This window comes from Novosphingobium sp. (genome assembly GCF_027489515.1).
Taxonomy (GTDB): Bacteria; Pseudomonadota; Alphaproteobacteria; order Sphingomonadales; family Sphingomonadaceae; genus Novosphingobium.
Map to the genome: position 1 here is coordinate 1 of NZ_JAIXZS010000101.1, position 19,372 is coordinate 19,372.

Annotated in this window: 23 protein-coding genes and 1 riboswitch; of the genes, 13 read left to right on the forward strand and 10 right to left on the reverse strand. The window is 64.6% G+C overall.

Annotated elements, in window-relative coordinates:
* The 4 genes from Q0082_RS17570 to Q0082_RS17585 all read right to left on the reverse strand — a co-directional run.
* Positions 1-730 (reverse strand): NAD(P)(+) transhydrogenase (Re/Si-specific) subunit beta (locus Q0082_RS17570; RefSeq protein ID WP_298194907.1); only part of this gene is annotated, 730 nt, incomplete at its 3' end.
* Positions 730-1,014, reverse strand: a complete 285-nt coding sequence (locus Q0082_RS17575) for an NAD(P) transhydrogenase subunit alpha (RefSeq protein ID WP_292941976.1) — start codon at positions 1,012-1,014, stop codon at positions 730-732. The genes Q0082_RS17570 and Q0082_RS17575, both read right to left, overlap by 1 nt.
* 14 nt (positions 1,015-1,028) lie before the next feature.
* Positions 1,029-2,159 (reverse strand): NAD(P) transhydrogenase subunit alpha, encoded by a 1,131-nt coding sequence (locus Q0082_RS17580; protein WP_298194908.1) that lies wholly within the window; start codon positions 2,157-2,159, stop codon positions 1,029-1,031.
* A 7-nt stretch (positions 2,160-2,166) separates the two neighbouring features.
* On the reverse strand, positions 2,167-2,301 hold the full coding sequence (locus Q0082_RS17585) for an aa3-type cytochrome c oxidase subunit IV (RefSeq protein ID WP_298194909.1): 135 nt from the start codon (positions 2,299-2,301) through the stop codon (positions 2,167-2,169).
* 157 nt (positions 2,302-2,458) lie between these two features.
* Here Q0082_RS17585 and Q0082_RS17590 point away from each other — a divergent pair, with 157 nt between their 5' ends.
* Genes Q0082_RS17590 through Q0082_RS17600 form a run of 3 tightly spaced genes read left to right on the forward strand, consistent with a single transcriptional unit; the run spans position 2,459 to position 5,919 of the window.
* Positions 2,459-3,877, forward strand: coding sequence for a sigma-54 dependent transcriptional regulator (locus Q0082_RS17590; protein WP_298194910.1), 1,419 nt, complete (start codon positions 2,459-2,461; stop codon positions 3,875-3,877).
* Positions 3,878-3,909: 32 nt separating this feature from the next.
* Positions 3,910-4,692 (forward strand): SDR family oxidoreductase, encoded by a 783-nt coding sequence (locus Q0082_RS17595; RefSeq protein ID WP_298194911.1) that lies wholly within the window; start codon positions 3,910-3,912, stop codon positions 4,690-4,692.
* A gap of 60 nt (positions 4,693-4,752) precedes the next feature.
* A complete protein-coding gene (locus tag Q0082_RS17600; protein ID WP_298194912.1) occupies positions 4,753-5,919 on the forward strand; it encodes a CoA transferase in 1,167 nt (388 codons plus the stop codon).
* Here the strand turns inward: Q0082_RS17600 and folP are convergent.
* From folP to Q0082_RS17615, 3 genes are all read right to left on the reverse strand, one after another.
* The gene (gene folP / locus Q0082_RS17605; RefSeq protein WP_298194913.1) at positions 5,900-7,012 is read right to left on the reverse strand and encodes a dihydropteroate synthase; all 1,113 of its coding nucleotides are present in this window, start codon (positions 7,010-7,012) and stop codon (positions 5,900-5,902) included. The genes Q0082_RS17600 and folP overlap by 20 nt on opposite strands.
* A gap of 130 nt (positions 7,013-7,142) precedes the next feature.
* Positions 7,143-8,297 (reverse strand): site-specific DNA-methyltransferase, encoded by a 1,155-nt coding sequence (locus tag Q0082_RS17610; protein ID WP_298194914.1) that lies wholly within the window; start codon positions 8,295-8,297, stop codon positions 7,143-7,145.
* 186 nt (positions 8,298-8,483) lie between these two features.
* Positions 8,484-9,176, reverse strand: coding sequence for a ribonuclease HII (locus Q0082_RS17615; RefSeq protein ID WP_298194915.1), 693 nt, complete (start codon positions 9,174-9,176; stop codon positions 8,484-8,486).
* On the opposite strand from Q0082_RS17615, the gene Q0082_RS17620 reads away from it, so the two are divergent.
* Genes Q0082_RS17620 through Q0082_RS17640 form a run of 5 tightly spaced genes read left to right on the forward strand, consistent with a single transcriptional unit; the run spans position 9,175 to position 12,600 of the window.
* Entirely contained in the window at positions 9,175-10,338 is a 1,164-nt protein-coding gene (locus Q0082_RS17620; RefSeq protein WP_298194916.1) for a PQQ-dependent sugar dehydrogenase, read from the forward strand. The genes Q0082_RS17615 and Q0082_RS17620 overlap by 2 nt on opposite strands.
* A gap of 1 nt (position 10,339) precedes the next feature.
* Positions 10,340-11,029, forward strand: a complete 690-nt coding sequence (locus Q0082_RS17625; protein ID WP_298194917.1) for a pyrimidine 5'-nucleotidase — start codon at positions 10,340-10,342, stop codon at positions 11,027-11,029.
* A 31-nt stretch (positions 11,030-11,060) separates the two neighbouring features.
* Entirely contained in the window at positions 11,061-11,897 is an 837-nt protein-coding gene (gene dapD, locus Q0082_RS17630) for a 2,3,4,5-tetrahydropyridine-2,6-dicarboxylate N-succinyltransferase (RefSeq protein ID WP_298194918.1), read from the forward strand.
* 2 nt (positions 11,898-11,899) lie between these two features.
* Entirely contained in the window at positions 11,900-12,301 is a 402-nt protein-coding gene (locus tag Q0082_RS17635) for a DoxX family protein (RefSeq protein ID WP_298195003.1), read from the forward strand.
* A complete protein-coding gene (locus tag Q0082_RS17640; protein ID WP_298194919.1) occupies positions 12,298-12,600 on the forward strand; it encodes an alkylphosphonate utilization protein in 303 nt (100 codons plus the stop codon). The genes Q0082_RS17635 and Q0082_RS17640 overlap by 4 nt, the downstream gene beginning before the upstream one ends.
* 3 nt (positions 12,601-12,603) lie before the next feature.
* On the opposite strand, the gene Q0082_RS17645 is transcribed toward Q0082_RS17640, so the two are convergent.
* Entirely contained in the window at positions 12,604-12,867 is a 264-nt protein-coding gene (locus tag Q0082_RS17645) for a hypothetical protein (RefSeq protein WP_298194920.1), read from the reverse strand.
* A gap of 190 nt (positions 12,868-13,057) precedes the next feature.
* Here Q0082_RS17645 and Q0082_RS17650 point away from each other — a divergent pair, with 190 nt between their 5' ends.
* From Q0082_RS17650 to Q0082_RS17660, 3 genes are all read left to right on the forward strand, one after another.
* Positions 13,058-13,348, forward strand: coding sequence for a hypothetical protein (locus tag Q0082_RS17650; RefSeq protein WP_298194921.1), 291 nt, complete (start codon positions 13,058-13,060; stop codon positions 13,346-13,348).
* Between the two features lie 176 nt (positions 13,349-13,524).
* On the forward strand, positions 13,525-13,662 hold the full coding sequence (locus Q0082_RS17655; RefSeq protein ID WP_298194922.1) for a hypothetical protein: 138 nt from the start codon (positions 13,525-13,527) through the stop codon (positions 13,660-13,662).
* 47 nt (positions 13,663-13,709) lie between these two features.
* Positions 13,710-14,177, forward strand: a complete 468-nt coding sequence (locus tag Q0082_RS17660) for a YaiI/YqxD family protein (protein WP_298194923.1) — start codon at positions 13,710-13,712, stop codon at positions 14,175-14,177.
* A gap of 10 nt (positions 14,178-14,187) precedes the next feature.
* Here the strand turns inward: Q0082_RS17660 and Q0082_RS17665 are convergent, their stop codons facing one another.
* Together Q0082_RS17665 and thiC are read right to left on the reverse strand one after the other, a co-directional pair.
* On the reverse strand, positions 14,188-14,442 hold the full coding sequence (locus Q0082_RS17665) for a DUF5654 family protein (RefSeq protein ID WP_298194924.1): 255 nt from the start codon (positions 14,440-14,442) through the stop codon (positions 14,188-14,190).
* A gap of 148 nt (positions 14,443-14,590) precedes the next feature.
* The gene (gene thiC, locus Q0082_RS17670; protein ID WP_298194925.1) at positions 14,591-16,480 is read right to left on the reverse strand and encodes a phosphomethylpyrimidine synthase ThiC; all 1,890 of its coding nucleotides are present in this window, start codon (positions 16,478-16,480) and stop codon (positions 14,591-14,593) included.
* A 36-nt stretch (positions 16,481-16,516) separates the two neighbouring features.
* A riboswitch (TPP riboswitch) is annotated at positions 16,517-16,658 on the reverse strand.
* A gap of 122 nt (positions 16,659-16,780) precedes the next feature.
* On the opposite strand from thiC, the gene Q0082_RS17675 reads away from it, so the two are divergent.
* Complete coding sequence (locus Q0082_RS17675; RefSeq protein WP_298194926.1) at positions 16,781-18,016, forward strand: cytochrome P450; 1,236 nt, start codon at positions 16,781-16,783, stop codon at positions 18,014-18,016.
* The gene (locus tag Q0082_RS17680) at positions 18,017-19,342 is read left to right on the forward strand and encodes an NAD(P)-binding domain-containing protein (protein WP_298194927.1); all 1,326 of its coding nucleotides are present in this window, start codon (positions 18,017-18,019) and stop codon (positions 19,340-19,342) included. It begins immediately after the preceding gene.
* Positions 19,343-19,372: the final 30 nt, after the last annotated feature.

Genomic DNA, 19,372 nt, shown 5'->3' on the forward strand with positions numbered 1-19,372 from the left:
CGGTGTTGTGGAGCGTGAAGCCCATCGCCGCCGCGGCCCAGCCCGAGTACGAGTTGAGCATCGAGACGACCACCGGCATGTCCGCGCCGCCGATCGGGATGATCAGCAGGAAGCCGATGGCGAAGCTGAGCGCCGTGATCACGAAGATCACCCACGGGGCCTGATCCTGCGTGAAATAGCCGACCAGACCGAGGATCGCGAGCAGCGTGCCGAGGTTGATCGCGTGGCGCGCGGGCAGCATGATCGGCGCACCGCTCATGTTGCCATTGAGCTTGAGGAACGCAATGACCGAGCCCGAGAAGGTGATCGCACCGATGGCGATGCCGAGACCCATCTCGATCCGGCTCTGCACCTCGATCACGCCGTCCGGCCCGGCAATGCCGAACGCGATCGGGTTGAGGTAAGCGGCAAGGCCGACGAGCACCGCCGCGAGACCGACCAGAGAGTGGAAGGCCGCCACGAGCTGCGGCATGTCGGTCATCTTGATCCGCCGCGCCGTGACGAAGCCTAGGCCGCCACCGACCGCAATTGCGCCAGCGATCTCAGGCAGGCTGGCAAGGCCATGCGTCGCCAGCGTGGTAACCATCGCGATGGTCATGCCGACGATGCCGTAGCGGTTGCCCGCGCGGCTGGTGGCAGGGCTGGAGAGCCCGCGCAGCGCCATGATGAAGAGGACGCCTGCCGCGAGATAGGCGAGCATCGCCCAGGGAGGAGTGGTGATGTGCTCCATCACTTCTTCTCCTTCTTCTTGTACATCGCCAGCATGCGCTCGGTAACCGCGAAGCCGCCGAAGATGTTGACCGATGCCAGCACTACCGCGCCAAGGCCCAGCCATTTCGAGATGACCGAACCCTCAGCCGCACCAGCAACCAGCGCGCCCACGACGATGACCGAGGAAATCGCGTTGGTCACCGCCATTAGCGGCGTGTGCAGCGCAGGCGTGACCGACCATACGACGTAATAGCCCACGAAGCAGGCCATGACGAAAATGCTCAGGATTGAAATGAAGTCCATGTTCTAAAGCCCCCTCACCCGAGCAGTCGTTCGTTGACGACCTTGCCGCCCTGCGTGAGGCGGATGGCGTTGCCGATCTCCTCATCAAGGACCGGTTTGCCCTGCTCCTTGTCCCAGAACGCAGACAGGAAATTGAACAGGTTGCGGCTGAACAACGCCGAGGCGTCGGCCGCAAGATGCGTGGCCGTGTTCGAATAGCCGACGATCTTCACGCCGTGCTTCTCCACGACCTGATCCGCAACCGAACCTTCCACGTTGCCGCCTGCCGAAACCGCGAGATCGAAGATCACCGAGCCGGGCTTCATCGTCGCGATCTGCGCATCGGTGATGAGGCGTGGTGCGGGACGGCCCGGGATCAGCGCGGTGGTGATCACGATGTCCTGCTTGGCGATGTGGCTGGAAACCAGTTCGGCCTGCGCAGCCTGGTATTCCGGGCTCATCTCGGTGGCATAGCCGCCTGCGCCCTCGCCCTCGATCCCGGCCACGTTCTCGACGAAGATGGGCTTGGCGCCGAGCGACTGGATCTGTTCCTTGGTAGCCGAGCGCACGTCGGTCGCCGAGACCTGACCGCCGAGGCGGCGCGCGGTGGCGATCGCCTGAAGGCCGGCGACGCCAACGCCCATGACGAAAACCTTCGCAGCCGAGACGGTACCGGCTGCGGTCATCATCATCGGGAAGGCGCGGCCGTAAAGATCCGCAGCAACGATCACCGCCTTGTAACCGGCGAGGTTAGATTGCGAGGAGAGGATGTCCATCGATTGCGCGCGCGTGATGCGCGGCATGAACTCCATCGCCAGCGCTTCAAAGCCGCCTGCCGCATAGGCATCGACCCGGGCACGCTGGCCGAACGGATCGAGCGAGGCGACGATCCACGCGCCGGGCTTGGCCCCGGCAAGCAGATCAGCCTCAGGACCCTGCACGCCGAGCACGATATCCGCACCCGCTGCCGCGCCTTCACCCACGATTTCTGCGCCGGCAGCCGCAAAGGCCTCGTCGCTGATCGAGGCGGTGGCCCCTGCCCCAGACTCCACGCGCACAGCCGCGCCGAGGCCGATGAACTTCTTCACCGTCTCTGGCGTTGCTGCAACGCGGTGCTCTCCGCTGGCCCGCTCACGCAGGACCGCGATCGTTGTTGTCGCCCCCATCCGCGGATCAGGCGATGAGATACATGACGAAAAGCACGATAACCGCGATCACCGGGGTGGCGACCTTGATCATCCCGACGAAGCCCTCGTACGTGGCCGTCGCTGCCTTCATGTTGTTCCCGGCATTGTTGCTGGCGCCCATGACAAACCCTTCCTCATTGCGTCTTAAACGATCGATTGACCGCATCCTCTAGCGGCGGCGTTCTTCCGGCTCAAGCGGAACCGGTGTGATCGCACTTAATCTGGTCTTTACCCAAATGGGCTAGACCCCGGCACTATGCAAAAGGACCGGGGAAGCCATGGCAGAGCCCACTGATCGCCTGCTCATGCTGATTGACGACGAACCAGCGCAGTGCCGCCTTATCTCGGCGCTTGCCGCGCGTGAGGGTTGGCGCACGATCTTTGCCCGCGATTCCGAGACGGCGATTGCCACGCTCGGCACGCGCCAAGGCATGCAGCTCGATGCAATCATTCTGGATCAATGGGTTCCGGGTGACAGCGCTTGCGCGCTGATTGCCGAACTGAAGGCCCGCCGGCCCGCGCTTCCCATCCTGATGATCACTACCAGCGCCTCGCCGCTACTCGCCGTGGAGGCGATGCGCGCAGGCGCTTCGGACTACCTCATCAAGCCCGTCGCGCCCGATCGGCTGCTTCAGGCGCTGCGCACGGCGACGCGGCGCGAAGAATCGCCCGACGAGCTGCAGCCGCTCACCGAGAAGTTCACCGGCACACTCGATTTCGATTCGATGATCGGTGCCGCCCCCGGTTTCCGCGCGGCGCTTGCCGTGGCGGCGAAGGCCGCGCGCACGCAGAACACTGTGCTGATCGAAGGTGAAAGTGGCACCGGCAAGGAGATGCTGGTGCGCGCGATGCATGCCGCCAGCCCCCGCGCCAAGGCGCCATTGCGCATCGTCAACGCCGGCGGCATCCCCGCCAACCAGATCGAATCCGTACTGTTCGGCCATGAAAAGGGCGCCTTCCCCGGCGCCTTCGAGCGCCATGTTGGCGCGCTCCAGCATGCCGATGGCGGCACGCTCGTGATCGACGAGATCGATCGCCTGTGCCTCGCCGCGCAGGCCCGCCTCGCCCAGTTCCTCCAGCGCGGCGATATCCAGCCCATCGGCGCGCGGCACAGTTTCCGGCTCGATGTGCGGGTCATCGTCTGCAGCAATGCCGCGCTTGATGATCTGGTCGAGGCGCAGCTGTTCGATCCCAGCCTGCTCGAGGCGCTGAGCGGGGTTCACGTACACCTCCCCGCGCTGCGCGAACGCGCCGGCGACATTCCCGCACTTGCCCGCCACTTCCTCACGCGCATCGGCGAACAGCCGGGCTTGCGCCCGCTTGGCATCACCGACGGCGCACTCGCGCTGCTTGCAGCTTATGACTGGCCCGGCAACGTGCGCCAGCTCCAGGCAACGCTCTTCCGCGCCGCGGTGTTTTGCGACGGCGAGGCGCTGACCGCGCAGGATTTCCCCAACCTCTCGAGCATGGTCGGCGAAGCGCCGCGTGCGGCCACTTCGGGCACCGAAGGCGCAGGCGTGATGCTCTATTCGCCGGACGGCAATCTGCGCCCGCTCGAAGAGATCGAGGCCGATGTCATCCGCCTTGCGATCGGGCACTACCGCGGCCGCATGACCGAAGTCGCGCGGCGGCTCGGGATCGGACGCTCGACGCTTTATCGCAAACTTTCAGAGCTCGGGATCGACAACGTCGCTTGATGCGGACGCGCCTTGGGGGTTAGCCTGCCCGCATGGCAGGCGATTTCGACTTTTCGGGCAGAACCATCCTCATCACCGGCGCCGCGTCGGGCATCGGCGCGGCCACAGCGCGGTGGCTAGATGCGCACGGCGCGGCCGAGCTTGTACTCGTCGATATCGACCGGCCCGGCCTCGATGCCTTGGGCGTTTCCTGCAAGGTACGCCCCTTCGGCGGCAGTGTCGCCGATCCGGCACTGTGGAACCTTCTCTCGCGCGAGATCGGGCGCCTCGATCATGCCGTGATCAATGCCGGCATTCCCGGCCCCGGCAAACCCATCGTCGATATCGATATCACTGAGTGGCGCAACACCATGTCGGTCAATCTCGACGGCGCGTTCCTCGCTCTGCGCTGCGCCATGCGCAACATGATGCGGCCCTTGGGCGAAGGCCCGCGCGCAGGTTCGATCGTGCTGACGGGGTCGGTCTCCGGCATCAGCGGGAAAGCCCCGATCGACTACGGTGCCTCCAAGGCAGCGATTGCGCAGATGGCGCGCATCGCCGCCAATGAAGGCGCGCCCCATGGCATTCGCGTCAACGCCATCGCACCGGGCGGAGTGGACACGCCGATCTGGGACAAGGTCGACTTCATCCGCCAGGAGATCGAGCGGCTCGGCAGCCGCGAAGCGGCGCTCGCGGCGCTGGCCAAGCAGGGTTCGCCGCTCGGCCGGTTTGCCACCGCCGATGAAATCGCGAGCCAGATCGGCTTCCTCCTCTCCAATATGGCAGCCTCCACGACGGGCGCAGTACTGGTAAGCGATGGGGGATTCTCGCTCTGAGGAGCGAGGCGCACCAACCAAAGCCCGGCATCGACCGGGCCGCCGCGAGGAGAGCACACAATGGCAGGGCAGAAGCTGCTCGAAGGCATTCGCATCGTCGATCTGACCAGCGTGGTGTTCGGGCCCTACGCCACCGAAACGCTGGCCGACCTTGGCGCCGATGTGATCAAGGTCGAGGTGCCCGCAGGCGACATGTTCCGCCATGCCGGAAAACCCGCCGCAACACCCGGAATGGGGCCTTGCACACTCAACCTCAACAAGGGCAAGCGCAGCCTGGCGATCGACCTCAAAAGCGCGGAAGGCAAGGCCGCCCTCAACGCGCAGTTGGCAGAGGCGGACGTCTTCATCCACAACGTGCGCGGCAAGGCGATCGAGCGGTTGGGCTTCGGCTACGAAGCGGTCAGGGCGATCAAGCCCGACATCATCTATGTGCACTGCACTGGCTTTGGCTCGGGCGGGCCTTATGGCGATCTGCAGGCCTATGACGACGTGATCCAGGCGGCGACCGGCACGACCAACTTGCTCAGCCGGGTCGACGGCAATCCGGTCCCGCGCTTCCTGCCCTCGCTGGTCGCCGACAAGGTTTCCGGATTGCATGGAACCTGGGCGGTCATGGCCGCGATCATTCACAAGCTGCGCTTCGGCGAGGGTCAGTTCGTCGAAGTACCGATGTTCGAGAGCTTCACCCATTTCATGATGCAGGAGCATCTCTACGGGCTGGCGCTTGTCCCGCCAAAGGAACCGGCAGGTTATCCCCGCCAGCTCGATCCGTTCCGTCAGCCCTTCCCGGCCAAAGACGGCTATGTGGTGATCGTGCCCTATACACTCGATGCCATCGATACGGTGATTGCGCTGCTGGAAGCGCCGGAACTGGCCGAAGACCCGCGCTTCATCGACTTTCCCTCACGCATGCGCAACATCGGTGCGTTTTATGAGGAGATGGCCAAACGCACGCCCAAGCTCACTATGGCGGAATGGGCAGCAAGGATGGCCGAGCACCAGATTCCTTGCATGCCGGTGCGCGATCTCGATGACATCACCGAAGACCCGCACCTCAAGGCGGTGGATTTCTTTCAGCAGCGCACACACCCCACCGAAGGGACGTATCTCAAGATGCGCAGTCCGGTGTCGTTCTCGGTCGGAAGTTTTGAAGTGAAGCCGACGCCGCGCATCGGAGAGCATAACGAAGAGCTGGGAGCCCCGTCTCTCAAGCCTCGAGCTGGCTGAAGTCGGTCAAGGCCGCATCGCGCAGGCCGCGCCAGACGCGCAGCGCTTGCACCGTTTCCGCCACATCGTGGACGCGCACCATCTGCGCGCCCGCCTCGAAGCCTTTTGCCGCCAGTAGCAGCGAGCCGCCGAGCCGCTGGTGTGCGGGTGCTTCGCCAGAAAGCGCACCGATCATCCGCTTGCGGCTCGCGCCGAGGAGTAGCGGCTGTCCGAGTGCATGGAACAGCGGCAACGCATTGATCAGCGCCAGATTCTCGGCAAGCGACTTGCCAAAGCCGATACCCGGATCAAGCAAGATCTTCTCGCGCGCGATCCCGCCGGCCACAGCCGCATCGCGACGTTCGCGCAGGGCATCGAAGACATCGAGGACTACATCGGCATAGTGGCCGTCGGCGTGGAGGTCCTTCTCCCCTCCGGGCGCATGCATGAGGACAACCGGCGCGCCGCTTGCCGCAACGACTTCCATCGAGCGCGGATCATGGCGGAGTCCGGAAACATCGTTGACGATATGCGCGCCCGCTGCGAGCGCTTCAGAAATCACCGTCGAGCGGCGGCTGTCGATGGAAATGGCCGCGCCGCTGGCGGACAGCTTGGCTATGACGGGGACGACGCGCTTGACCTCATCGCCTTCCCAGACGGCGGGTGCGCCAGGCCGGGTGGATTCCCCGCCGACGTCGATGATCGCCGCGCCCGCTTCCAGCATGGCGGCAGCATGTTCGAGTGCGGCTTCAGGCTTGTCGAGGAATTTGCCGCCATCGGAGAAACTGTCCGGCGTGACATTGAGAATGCCCATGACCTGCGGCTGGTCGAGCCGGATTATACGGGCACCGCAGGCTAGCGGTCCGTGCTGGGCCTTGAGGTTGCTCCACTGGGCGTGGGCCTCGGCGGCCAACGCATCGGGAAGTGCGGCAAAAGCGTCGCTTGCCGCCTCGGCACCAAAGCGGCGGCGGGATACAACCTTGTCGCCATCCCGGACAATGATTGCGAAGCGGGAGGCATGGACCAGCCCGCCACCAAGGCGGATCGTGCCGCCCTCCTCGCTCTGCGGGCTTTCGGCAAGGGCAATCGGACGGATGTAGAGCTTCTGCGCCATGAGCGGGTTCTAGCGCCCTAGACGGCGCGCGGCGAGCCGCATTGCTGCGCGCAGCACCATGACCTTGGTCCAGCGCATATGGCAGCGCAGCACGAGCGGATCAGGCATCAGGCCCAGCAGCGGGAGCATCTCAGTCTTCCACCGCCAGCAGATAGAGCTGACGCAGCGCATCGAGCGGCTTCACCTCGCCTTCGTGCTCGATGTGCCAGAATGTCCAGCCGTTGCAGGCCGGCGCACCCTGCACTGCCGAGCCCACACCGTGAATCGAGCCCGAAGCGGTGCCCGACAGGATGGAGCCATCTGCACGCACGCTCGCACTCCAGCGGCGCTTGCGATCGAAAATCTCTGCACCCGGTGCGATCATGCCGCTTTCGACCAGCTGGCCAAATGCGACGCGCGGCGCACTGCGTTTGCTCATCATCGTGGTGAGCGCGCTTTCATCGAGCGGAAGCGCGGCGGCAATGCGCTCCTCGGCGACGGCGATGTAGGCTTCCTCGCGCTCGCAGCCGATCCATTCGCGGCCGAGACGGCGCGCCACCGCGCCAGTTGTGCCAGTGCCGAAGAAGGGATCAAGCACGACATCGCCCGGATTGGTGGTCGCGAGCATAACGCGGTAAAGCAGCGCTTCGGGCTTCTGCGTCGGGTGCGCCTTCACGCCCCCCTTGCGAATGCGCTCGGGGCCGCCACAAATCGGCAGGACCCAGTCGGAGCGCATCTGGAGTTCGTCATTCAGCGTCTTCATTGCGCGGTAGTTGAAGGTGTACTTCGCCTTCTCGCTGCGCGAGGCCCAGATCAGCGTTTCATGCGCGTTGGTGAAGCGCGTGCCCTTGAAATTGGGCATCGGGTTGGCCTTGCGCCAGACGATGTCGTTGAGGATCCAGAAGCCGAGATCCTGCAGCAGCGCGCCGACGCGGAAGATGTTGTGATACGAGCCGATCACCCAGATCGCCCCATCGGGCTTCAGAAGACGGCGCGCTTCGGTCAGCCATTCACGGGTGAAGGTGTCGTAGCGCTCGAAACTGTCGAATTTGTCCCAGTCGTCGGTCACCGCATCGACATGGCTGCCATCGGGCCGCGCGAGATCGCCGCCCAATTGCAGGTTGTAGGGCGGATCGGCGAAGATCAGATCGATCGAGCCGGAAGGCAGCTCACGCATCCGCTCGATGCAATCGCCCCGCAGGATCTGGCCGAGCGGGAGCGCCAGTTTCGTCACTGCTGCAGCCGCATTGCTGCGCAGCGCGCGCGCCGTCCCCTTCGCCAGAAGTTCCTTTGCCAGAGCCACCATTGCCGCTTGTCCCCTGCTGCTGCGTCGGGACTGGTGAATCATCAGAGACTCGCCGTCAAGCCGCGACTCGCCAAATTTCGGCGAGTCGCACCTCCTTGGGGAGGGAGAACGGAACGAGTCCGTGTCTATATGTGGAGTCCGGCGATTCCGGTGCACGCCATATCTGGTAGGTGTGACAGCAGGGATTCACCGTAAAAAAGTTTCTACCGCTCCTAAGCCGATGACCGCGGCGACCGGGGCAAAGCTTCGCCGATGATGCGGGCATGCGCCATGGCGGCGCAGCGCCGCGAGATGCTCTGCTGTGCCATAGCCGGCATTGCGCTCCCAGCCATAGTGCGGGAACTCCGCCGCTGCTGCGCGCATCAGCCGATCCCGGTGCTCCTTGGCGAGGATCGAGGCCGCGGAAATGCAAGGCTCGCTGGCATCCCCCCTGACGATGGCGCGCGCGGGCCAGATCCAGTCGGCGCAGCGACCGGCCGGCGTCATGTTGCCATCGACCAGCACCGTGCCAATCCCGACCTCGTCGATCTGCAAGGCGAGTGCAGCGACGGCGCGGGTCATCGCGAGCATCGTGGCGGCAAAGATGTTGAGCTGGTCGATCTCCGCCACGTCGGCGATCCCGAGCGCCCAGTTGCAGCTCTGCCGGATGGACGGCTCCAGACGCGCACGGCGTGCTGCACTCAGTACCTTGGAATCAGCAAGGCCCTCAGGCACCTGAGCGCCCAACACGACGGCCGCCGCCACCACCGGTCCGGCAAGCGGGCCACGGCCCGCCTCGTCCACCCCGACGACAAGGCCCGGCAGCCGGGCCAGAGCGTTTCCGGCAGGCGCCGAACCGCCGCTGACAGCGGAACCGTTCGCTGGCATTCTGCCTACCATGAAGAGACCTGTCCTTTCCGCATTAGCTCTCGCCGCGCTCGGCATGGCCGGCTGTTCGAGCCCTGCCAGTGCTGGCGACAACGTCATTGTCACGAGCCCGAAGCCGCAACTGACGCTGGTCACGGTGACCGATGAAGCCGCCTTCGACGAACCTTGGGCGATGGCCTTTCTGCCCGGCAGTGCAACCGCTCTCATCACCGAAAAGGCGGGCAAGCTCAAGGTCTGGCGGCACGGTGCCAGAATCCGCGAAGTGTCGGGTGTGCCACCCGTCGTCTATGGCGGACAGGGCGGCTTCGGCGATGTCGTACCGGCACCCGATTACCGGACAAGCAAGATCATCTATCTCAGCTGGGTCGAGGCCGGACGCAATGGCACGAGCGGAGCGGTTGTCGGGCGGGCAAAGCTGGAGTTTCCGTCCGGCGCTCCGCCGCGGCTCAGGGGCCTGAGGATCATCTGGCGGCAGGCCCCCAAGGTCGAAGGCCAGGGCCATTTCTCGCACCGCATCGCCTTCTCGCCCGATGGGCAGTACCTGTTCGTCAGTTCGGGCGAGCGCCAGCGCTTCACCCCGGCGCAAAGCCTCAAGGTCAGCCTCGGCAAGATCGTCCGCCTCAACCTCGACGGCACACCCGCTCAAGGCAATCCCTTTGCCGACAAGCCGGGCGCCGGACCGCAGATCTGGTCCTATGGCCATCGCAATGTACTGGGGCTCACGTTTGATGCCAGCGGCCAACTCTGGGATCTGGAGCATGGGCCAAAGGGCGGCGACGAGCTCAATTTCGTGAAACCGGGCAAGAACTATGGCTGGCCGCTGGTTTCCAATGGTGACAACTATGATGGCACACCCATCCCGCGCCATGTGACGCGGCCCGATCTGGAGGCGCCTGCGATCAGCTGGAACCCGGTAATCGCACCCGGCGATCTCATTTTCTACAAGGGCACTCTCTTCCCGGGCTGGAAAGGCCATGCAATCTGCGCCGGAATGGTCAGCGGGGGATTGGTGCGGGTTGCCACCAGCGGCGAACGCGGCGAAGAGATCGAGCGCATTGGGCTTGGCAATCGCATCCGCGAGGTGGAAGAAGGACCGGACGGTGCGCTCTATGTGCTGGAGGATGGCCGAGGCGGCCGCCTGCGCAAGCTTGTGCCCGCACCAACTGGGAGCTGAAGTGTCGTTTGACCCAACCCGCGTTGATTGCTGGATCTTCGATCTCGATTACACGCTTTATCCTCCGGCTTGCGGGCTGTTCGGCCAGATCGATCAGCGCATGGGCCTCTTCATCGCCAACCTGCTCGGCTGCGATGCCACCGAAGCAAGGCGGGTTCAAAAGATGTATTTCCACGATCACGGCACGACGCTCGCGGGCCTGATGCACTACCACGCCATCGAGCCGCGCGAGTTCCTCGACTTCGTGCACGATGTCGACATGTCCGTGCTGGCCGAGGCGCCGCGCCTGGCGGATCTGATCAACGCGCTGCCGGGCCGGCGATTGATCTTCACCAATGGCGACCGCCCTTATGCCGAACGTGTGCTGGCCGCACTCGGCCTTGAGGGTTGCTTCGAGGGCATGTGGGACGTGATCGCGATGGACTACAAGCCCAAGCCCGAGCCATCGGCCTACCACGGTCTGATCGAGGCGTTCGGCTTCGATCCCGACCGCGCGGTGTTCGTCGAGGATTCGGCGCGCAACCTCCCGCCGGCCAAGGCGCTGGGCATGCAGACGGTCTGGCTCGACTGCGCCAGCGAATGGGGCGACCGCGCGAAGGATGATGCCGCCATCGATCTCGCGATCGACGATCTGCCGCAGTGGCTCGAATTGGTTTGCGCAGAGCTTGCAGGCAGCGCCGCGCTCCGTTAGGCCCCGCGCAGTTTTTCCGGGAGCCCTCACCATGACCGCAGACCTGCAGGCCGCCATCGAAGCCGCGTGGGAAGACCGCGCCAGTGTCACGCCGGCAAGCACGGCTGTGCGCGAAGTGGTCGAAGCCGCGCTCGAACTGCTCGATGCGGGCAAGGTTCGCGTAGCTGAGAAAGTGGACGGCGAATGGACCGTCAACCAGTGGCTCAAGAAGGCCGTGCTGCTGTCCTTCCGCATCAATGACAACGCGGTGATCGAACAAGGTGCTGGCGGTGCGCCAGCTTATGACAAGGTGCCATCAAAGTTTGCCGGCTGGGGTGAGAACCGCTTTCGCGAGGCAGGTTTTCGCGTGGTTCCCGGTGCGGTTGCGCGGCGCGGTGCGCACATCGCTAAGGGCGTGGTGCTGATGCCGAGCTTCGTGAACATTGGCGCCCATGTTGATGAAGGGACGATGGTCGATACCTGGGCTACGGTCGGCTCCTGCGCGCAGATCGGCAAGAACGTGCATATTTCGGGCGGCGCCGGGATCGGCGGCGTGCTCGAGCCGCTGCAGGCCGGCCCGGTCATCATCGAGGACGGCGCCTTCATCGGCGCGCGCTCCGAAGTGGCCGAAGGCGTGATCGTCGGCGAAGGCGCGGTGCTGTCGATGGGCGTGTATCTCGGCGCCTCGACCAAGATCGTCGATCGCGCCACCGGTGAAGTCCACATGGGCCGCGTCCCGCCCTACGCAGTGGTCGTCCCCGGCGCGATGCCGGGCAAGCCGCTGCCCGATGGCACGCCCGGTCCTTCGCTCTACTGCGCCGTGATCGTGAAGACGGTCGATGCGCAGACCCGGAGCAAGACCGGGATCAACGAACTGCTGAGGGACTGAGCATCGCTCGCACCCTGACGCGCTGGGTTCTGGCGCTACTCTATGCGCTGGCCGGAGTGCTGCACCTGCTTGTCCCCAGGCCGTTCCTCGGCATCATGCCGGACTGGGTGCCGCAGCCCGAGCTTGTGATCGCACTGACCGGCGTGGCCGAACTGGCGGGCGCGGCGGGCTTGCTGCAGCCATGGTCCCCCGCGCTGCGCCGGGTGGCTGGCTGGGGCCTTGCCGCCTATGCGGTCTGCGTGTTCCCGGCGAACATCGTTCACTTCATCCGCGACATGGCGCGGCCCGATCATGGGCTGGGGCTTGGGTATCATGTCCCGCGCATGTTCCTGCAACCGGTGCTGGTCTGGCTGGCCCTATGGGTTGGACAGGTCCTGCCCTTTCGGGCAAGGGGCAAGCCATGAGCGATGAAGACTACGTCTACGACGAGGACAGCGGGGAGTGGCTGCCGGCTTCCGAACTCGCCGCCAAGCGCGCGGCGGAGGGCACGGTCGAGGTGCGCGATGCTGTGGGAAACCTCCTTGCCGATGGTGACCAGGTTACCCTGATCAAGGACCTCGAGGTCAAGGGCGCAGGGCAGACGCTTAAGCGCGGGACCCTGATCAAGTCGATCCGCCTCACCGGCGACGCCCAAGAGATCGACTGCCGTTTCGACGGGATCAAGGGCCTCGTCCTGCGCGCCGAATTCGTCAGGAAGCGCTGACACTCAGGGCAGCGGCTCGGCTTCGGTCAGGGCAAAGCTGCCATCGAGCCGGTGCCAGACAGTCGCCTTCCAGTGCGAACCATCGGCGAGCCGCAGCACCATTCGGACGTTTGTGCCGGCAACTACCTGGGTCTCGGCCGAGGTGACTTCGGCTGTGCCGCCATAGCCAGCGCGCACCAGTCCGGCAGCATAGCGCGCGGCCGCCTGGATATCCTCGCCTTGCGGATCGGCGGCCTGCCAGCCCCCGACGACAACGGGCGCAGGCACGGGTGCAACCGCCTTGGGCGCGCAGGCCGCTAGAGCGCCAAAGCCAGCGAGCACCAGCCAGTTGCGCGTTTTGCAACTTGAGCGGCGTTCATTACATTTGCGGGTCGTTGTGCGCTGCACCATATCGAGCTCAACAAGAAAAATGGGGTGCTCGAAGGCAATTTCTTCCGGATTCAAAGGAGATATTGCCATGTTTCTCAAGTCTTTCCAGATCGCTGCCGCTGCTGCCCTGATCGCTGCTCCGGCGCTTGCCCATGCGGACGAGACCGCTGCCAAGTTCACGCACGAAGGTGTCACCTACACCTACACCGCGCAAGTCGTCGGTGGCGAACGCGTGATCCGTGGCACCGCCTTCAACGGCAAGGCCCCGTTCGAACTTCACGTACGCGGCCGCTATGTTACCGGCACCTTCAACAGCCAGCCGGTCGAGTTCACGCAGGCCGAAGCCCGCGCGCTGGGTATCCAGGTCGCCTCGAACTGATCCCTTCGGGCCGCGGCCCGCAGCCCTGAACGACAGAGCCCCCGAAGAGCGCTTGTGCGGCGTTCGGCGGGGGCTTATTCGTACCTGCTTGCGACGCCGGACGAGGATTGCTGGCCTTCGGCTCGCCAAGGGCCTAGGGCTGCTCACCGGCCATCCCGTCCGGACGGAGAGCAAGCATGGCCAAAAGCCAGAAGAAGTCGAACCGCGAAGTGCGCAAGCCCAAGGCGGAAGGCCCCAAGAAGCAGAACGCTTCAAACCCCAGCCAGAAGCCGGGTGTTGTCGCCGGGCTCGACAACATCAAGCGCAGCACCTGAAAACTCGACCCTGTCGCCGGTAGTCCTGCTGTGGCAAGGGGGCCGCGATGAGCGAAGTCCCTCCTCCCATCAGGATCCTGGTCGATGGCGATGCATGCCCGGTCAAGGACGAGATCTACAAGGTCGCGTGGCGGCACGAACTCGCCGTTGTCGTTGTAAGCAATTCGCCCTTCCGCGTGCCCGTGCATCCGTTGGTGCGGCGCGTGGTGGTGAGCGACGGCTTCGATGCCGCAGACGACTGGATCGCGGGGGAAGCCAGCGCCAGCTGTGTGGTGGTGACCGCTGATATCCTGTTGGCGGACCGCTGCCTGAAAGCCGGGGCGCAAGTGCTTGCCCCCACCGGCAAGCCCTTCACCGGCAATTCCATTGGCAGCCAGATCGCCACCCGCGCGATCATGGCGGACCTGCGCGCGAGCGGCGATGTAGTCGGCGGACCGGCTCCATTCTCGAAAGCCGATCGCTCGCGGTTTCTGTCTGCGCTGGATGCAGCGCTTGTTCGGCTGAAGCGAAGCTAGCCCCGCCAGCTCACCCCTCAGCCTCGCGCTGGATTACGGCCTCTGCACCGATGCGGGAACTGATCCGGCCGAGGATCGTGAGGACAGTGACCGCAAGTACCGTGGCGACGATGGCATAGCTGTAGAGCCCGGCAAGGCTGTCACCCATGCCCAGAAGCGAGAGCGTTGCCTTGATCGCCTCGTTCCAGGCCAGCGCGGCGACAAGGCCGAGCGAGGCGGAGGCAAGTGCGATCATCGTCTGGATCATGGCTTTCGCGTCGGTCATTTCCGATTGTTCCCCTTGGTTGTGGTGAGCCAATGGGTGACGCGCCGGAATCGCGATTGCAAGACTTGGGATTACCCTCTCCACCACCCGCTGCGCAGGCGGTCACCCTCCCCATCTTCGCAATGCCAAAATGGGGAGGGTCCGGGTCTTACTCCGCAGCAGGCAGGTAGAGTTCGCTGCCCGCCTCGCGGTACTTCTCGCTCATTTCAGCCATCCCGGCCTCCGCATCGGCCTCGTTCGCCACAAACGTTGCGATCTCGGCATTCTGCTTGGCGGCGAAATCACGCACTTCCTGCGTGATCTTCATCGAGCAGAACTTGGGGCCGCACATCGAACAGAAGTGTGCCGTCTTGGCGCCTTCCGCCGGGAGCGTCTGGTCGTGGTACTGCTCGGCGGTGTCCGGATCGAGCGACAGGTTGAACTGGTCGCGCCAGCGGAATTCGAAGCGGGCACGGCTCAGGGCATCGTCGCGCAGCTTCGCCGCGGGGTGGCCCTTGGCGAGATCGGCAGCGTGGGCGGCGAGCTTGTAAGTGACGACGCCGACCTTGACGTCATCGCGGTCGGGCAGGCCGAGGTGCTCCTTGGGCGTGACGTAGCAGAGCATCGCGGTGCCGAACCACCCGATCATCGCGGCACCGATGCCGCTGGTGATGTGATCATAGCCGGGCGCGATGTCGGTCACGAGGGGCCCGAGTGTATAGAACGGCGCTTCGCCGCAGGCGGCGAGCTGCTTGTCCATGTTCTCCTTGATCTTGTGCATCGGCACGTGACCGGGGCCTTCGATCATCACCTGGACATCCTGCTCCCACGCACGCTTGGTCAGCTCGCCAAGGGTGTAGAGTTCGGCAAACTGGGCTTCGTCATTCGCGTCCGCGACCGAGCCGGGACGCAGGCCATCGCCCAGCGAATAGGCGATGTCGTAGGCCTTCATGATCTCGGTGATCTCGTCAAAGTGCTCGTAAAGGAACGATTCCTTGTGATGCGCGAGGCACCACTTGGCCATGATCGAACCGCCGCGGCTGACGATGCCGGTCACGCGCTTGGCGGTAAGCGGGATAAAAGGCAGGCGCACGCCGGCGTGGATCGTGAAGTAGTCGACGCCCTGCTCGGCCTGCTCGATCAAGGTATCGCGGAAGATCTCCCAGGTGAGGTCCTCGGCAATGCCGCCGACCTTTTCGAGCGCCTGGTAGATCGGCACAGTGCCGATCGGAACCGGGCTGTTGCGCAGAATCCATTCGCGGGTGTCATGGATGTTGCGGCCCGTGGAGAGGTCCATCACGGTATCGGCGCCCCAGCGGACCGACCAGACCATCTTTTCGACTTCCTGCGCGACGTCCGACGCTACGGCGGAGTTGCCGATGTTCGCGTTGATCTTGACGAGGAAGTTGCGGCCGATGGCCATCGGCTCGGATTCAGGGTGGTTGATGTTGCTGGGGATGATCGCGCGGCCCCGGGCAACTTCGTCGCGCACGAATTCGGCGGTGACGTAATCGGGGATGCTCGCGCCCCAATCCTGCCCATCGCGCGCGAGAGCTTCCTTCAGCTGCCGGCGGCCGAGGTTCTCGCGGACCGCGACGTATTCCATTTCCTGCGTGATGATGCCCTGGCGGGCATAGTGCATTTGGGTGACATTGGCGCCCGCCTTGGCGCGCAGCGGCTTCTGCACGACATTGGGGAAGCCGGGGACGCCGCCTGAGCGGTCCGGGCCGAGCTGGCCGTTGTCTTCGGGCTTCACTTCGCGGGCGGTGTATTCCTCGACATCGCCGCGGCCCATGATCCACTCGCGGCGCAGCTGGGGCAGACCGTTGGCGATGTCGATGCTTGCATTGCTATCGGTGTAGGGGCCGGAGGTGTCGTAAACGCGCAAGGGGGGCTCGCCTGCGCTTGGCTCGAGCGAAATCTCGCGCATGGCGACGGTCAGCCCAGGGAAGCGCGGGCTTTCGACATGGATCTTGCGGCTGCCGCGGATCGGTCCGGTGGTGACGCCGATCGGCGTGGCCTGCGGGCCATTTTCGAGGCGGGAGTTGATATCGGCCATCTCATGCGCTCCTTGAGGCGGATGGATAGCGGGTGCTGGGTTCGCACAGACCGCTCCCTCCGCCCGTGCTAACGGGTTCAGGTTCGACGGGTCGTGGGGTGCGAAGCCCACCTCTCAGCCCTTGTTGCAAGCCTTCGCGAACCATCGCTCCGGCCCCGCGGCTCCCCGGGGAATGACGATGTTCTAGTGCGCCGGATCGGCGCCGTCCACCCACCATTGGGGCTGGACTTTAAGCGGGCGCTTAAACATACTCGGCGAGAAAGGCCCGCCGAAAGCCGAGCGGGCGCATCGGAGCAGGACATGGCGAGCCAGACCCTCACCCGCGAACGGGCAATCAACCCTTATGACGTGAGCGCCGATGCGCTCTACACCGAGGATACGTGGCGCGAGCCATTTGCATTCCTGCGGCGCGAGATGCCGGTGAGCTGGCGTCCCGAAAGTCCATTCGGGCCGTACTGGTCGGCGGTGACGCACGAGACGATCCAGGAAATCGAGCTGATGCCGGAGGTATTCTCCTCCTCGTGGAAGCGGGGCAACATCACGATCGCGGAATCGATCAACGAGAGCGAATTTCCGAATTTCATTGCGCAGGATCCGCCCATCCACACCGCGCAGCGCAAGGTCATCGCGCCCGCGTTCAGCCCGGGGCAGATGATCAAGCTCGAAGCGCAAGTGCGCGAACGGGCGAAGATGCTGTTCGACGCGCTGCCGGTGGGCGAGACGTTTGACTGGGTCGAGCAGTTGGCTATCCCGCAGACGCTGGGCATGTTGTGCAGCCTGTTCGACTTTCCCTTCGAGGAATGGCGCGATCTGAAGCGCTGGTCGGACTATGGCAGCGGGGTTTCGGCGGACAATCTGACGCCGGAATACCGCGCCGAATGGATGAAACAGATGGGCGAGATGCTCGCGCGCTTCGATCGCGAACTCGATGCGCGCAAGGGTATGCCGCCCACGGATGATCTGCTGAGCCGCATGGTCCATTCCGAGGCGATGGGGAACCTGCCCGCGCTGGAACGGCTTGCCAACATCGCGCTGCTGATTGTGGCGGGGAACGACACCACGCGCAATTCGATCGCCGGGTTGGTCGAGGCGCTAAATCTCTATCCGGAAGAACTCGCAAAGCTGCGCGCCGATCCAACGCTTTCAGCCAATGCCGCGCAGGAAATTATCCGCTGGCAGACGCCAGTGACCCACATGCGCCGCACCGCAACGCGCGACGTGGAAGTGGGCGGGCAACTGATCCGCGAGGGTGAGAAGATCGTGATGTGGTATATCTCGGGGAACCGCGACGAGAGCGTGTTCCCGAATGCCGAGCGCTTCGATGTGACGCGTGAGAATGCGCGGCGACACATCGGCTTTGGCCACGGCATCCACCGCTGCGTGGGCGCGCGGCTGGCCGAGGTACAAATTGCGGCGGTGATCGACGAGATCGTGACGCGGCGCTTGCGCGTGGTGCCGGTCGGGGCACCGGAGCGGCTGGCGAGCCCGTTCCTTCATGGCTTCAATGCCATGCCCGTGCAGCTGGAGCAGGACTGAATGCCCACCAACAGCGCACGCGTCTGCATCATCGGAGCGGGCTGCTCGGGGATCACCGTCGCCAAGCGGCTGAAGGATTACGGGATCAGCTACGAGGAGTTCGACGCCTCAGACGATATCGGCGGGAATTGGTACTACAACAATCCCAACGGCTTATCGGCCTGTTATCAGAGCCTGCATATCGATACCTCGAAATGGCGGCTGGCCTTCGAGGACTATCCGGTGCCGGCGGACTGGCCGGACTTCCCCCACCATTCGCAGCTCCTCCAATACTTCCGCGACTATGCCGCGCACTTCGGCCTGCGCGAGAACATCACGTTCAACACGAAAGTCGAGAAGGCGACGAGGAAGGCGGGCGGCGGCTGGGCTGTGCGTCTCTCGAGCGGCGAGACGCGCGAATATGAAGCGCTGGTGGTGGCGAACGGGCATCACTGGGCAGCGCGCATTCCCGAATATCCCGGCCACTTCGATGGCGAGCAGCTCCACAGCCATTCGTTCCGCAGCGCGTTCGAACCGGTGAACTGCGTGGGCAAGCGCGTGCTGGTGGTCGGCATGGGCAATTCGGCGATGGATATTGCTTCGGAGCTCTCGCAGCGCCCGATCGCGCAGAAGCTGTTTGTTTCGACACGGCGCGGGGTCTGGGTGCTGCCGAAGTATTACAAGGGCCAGCCGATCGACAAGAACCCGGCCCCTGCCTGGATGCCGCGCAAGGTGCGCACTGCGCTCGGCACGCGCATGATCAAGAGCCTGGTCGGCAAGATGAGCGACTACGGCCTGCCCGAGCCCGAAATCGGCCCGTTCGACTCGCACGCCACGGTCTCGGGTGAGTTCCTGCTGCGCGCGGGCTCGGGCGACGTGTCGATGAAGGGCGCCATCGAGCGGCTTGATGGCGATGGGGTGGTGTTCAAGGATGGCAGCCGAGAGCAGATCGACGTGATCGTCTGGGCGACGGGCTACGACATCCGCTTCCCCTTCTTCGACGATCCCGCGCTTTGTGCCGATGCCGACAACCGGCCTCCGCCACTGTTCAAGCGGATCATGAAGCCCGAAGTGCCGGACCTGTTCTATGCCGGGCTCGGTCAGCCGCTGCCAACCCTGGTGAACTTTGCCGAGCAGCAATCGAAACTGATCGGGGCCTATCTGGCCGGAGAGTACACCCCTCCCCCGCTCGGCGAGATGCACCGGATCATCAAGGCCGACGAAGAGTACCACACCGGGCACTACTACGCCGCGCGCCGCCACACGATTCAACTCGATTTCGATGCCTATGTGCGCGATCTCAAGAAGGAGATTGCACAGGGGATGGGGCGCAGGAAGGCCGCATAAGGGTACTGGTCCCACCACCCCGACCCCCCT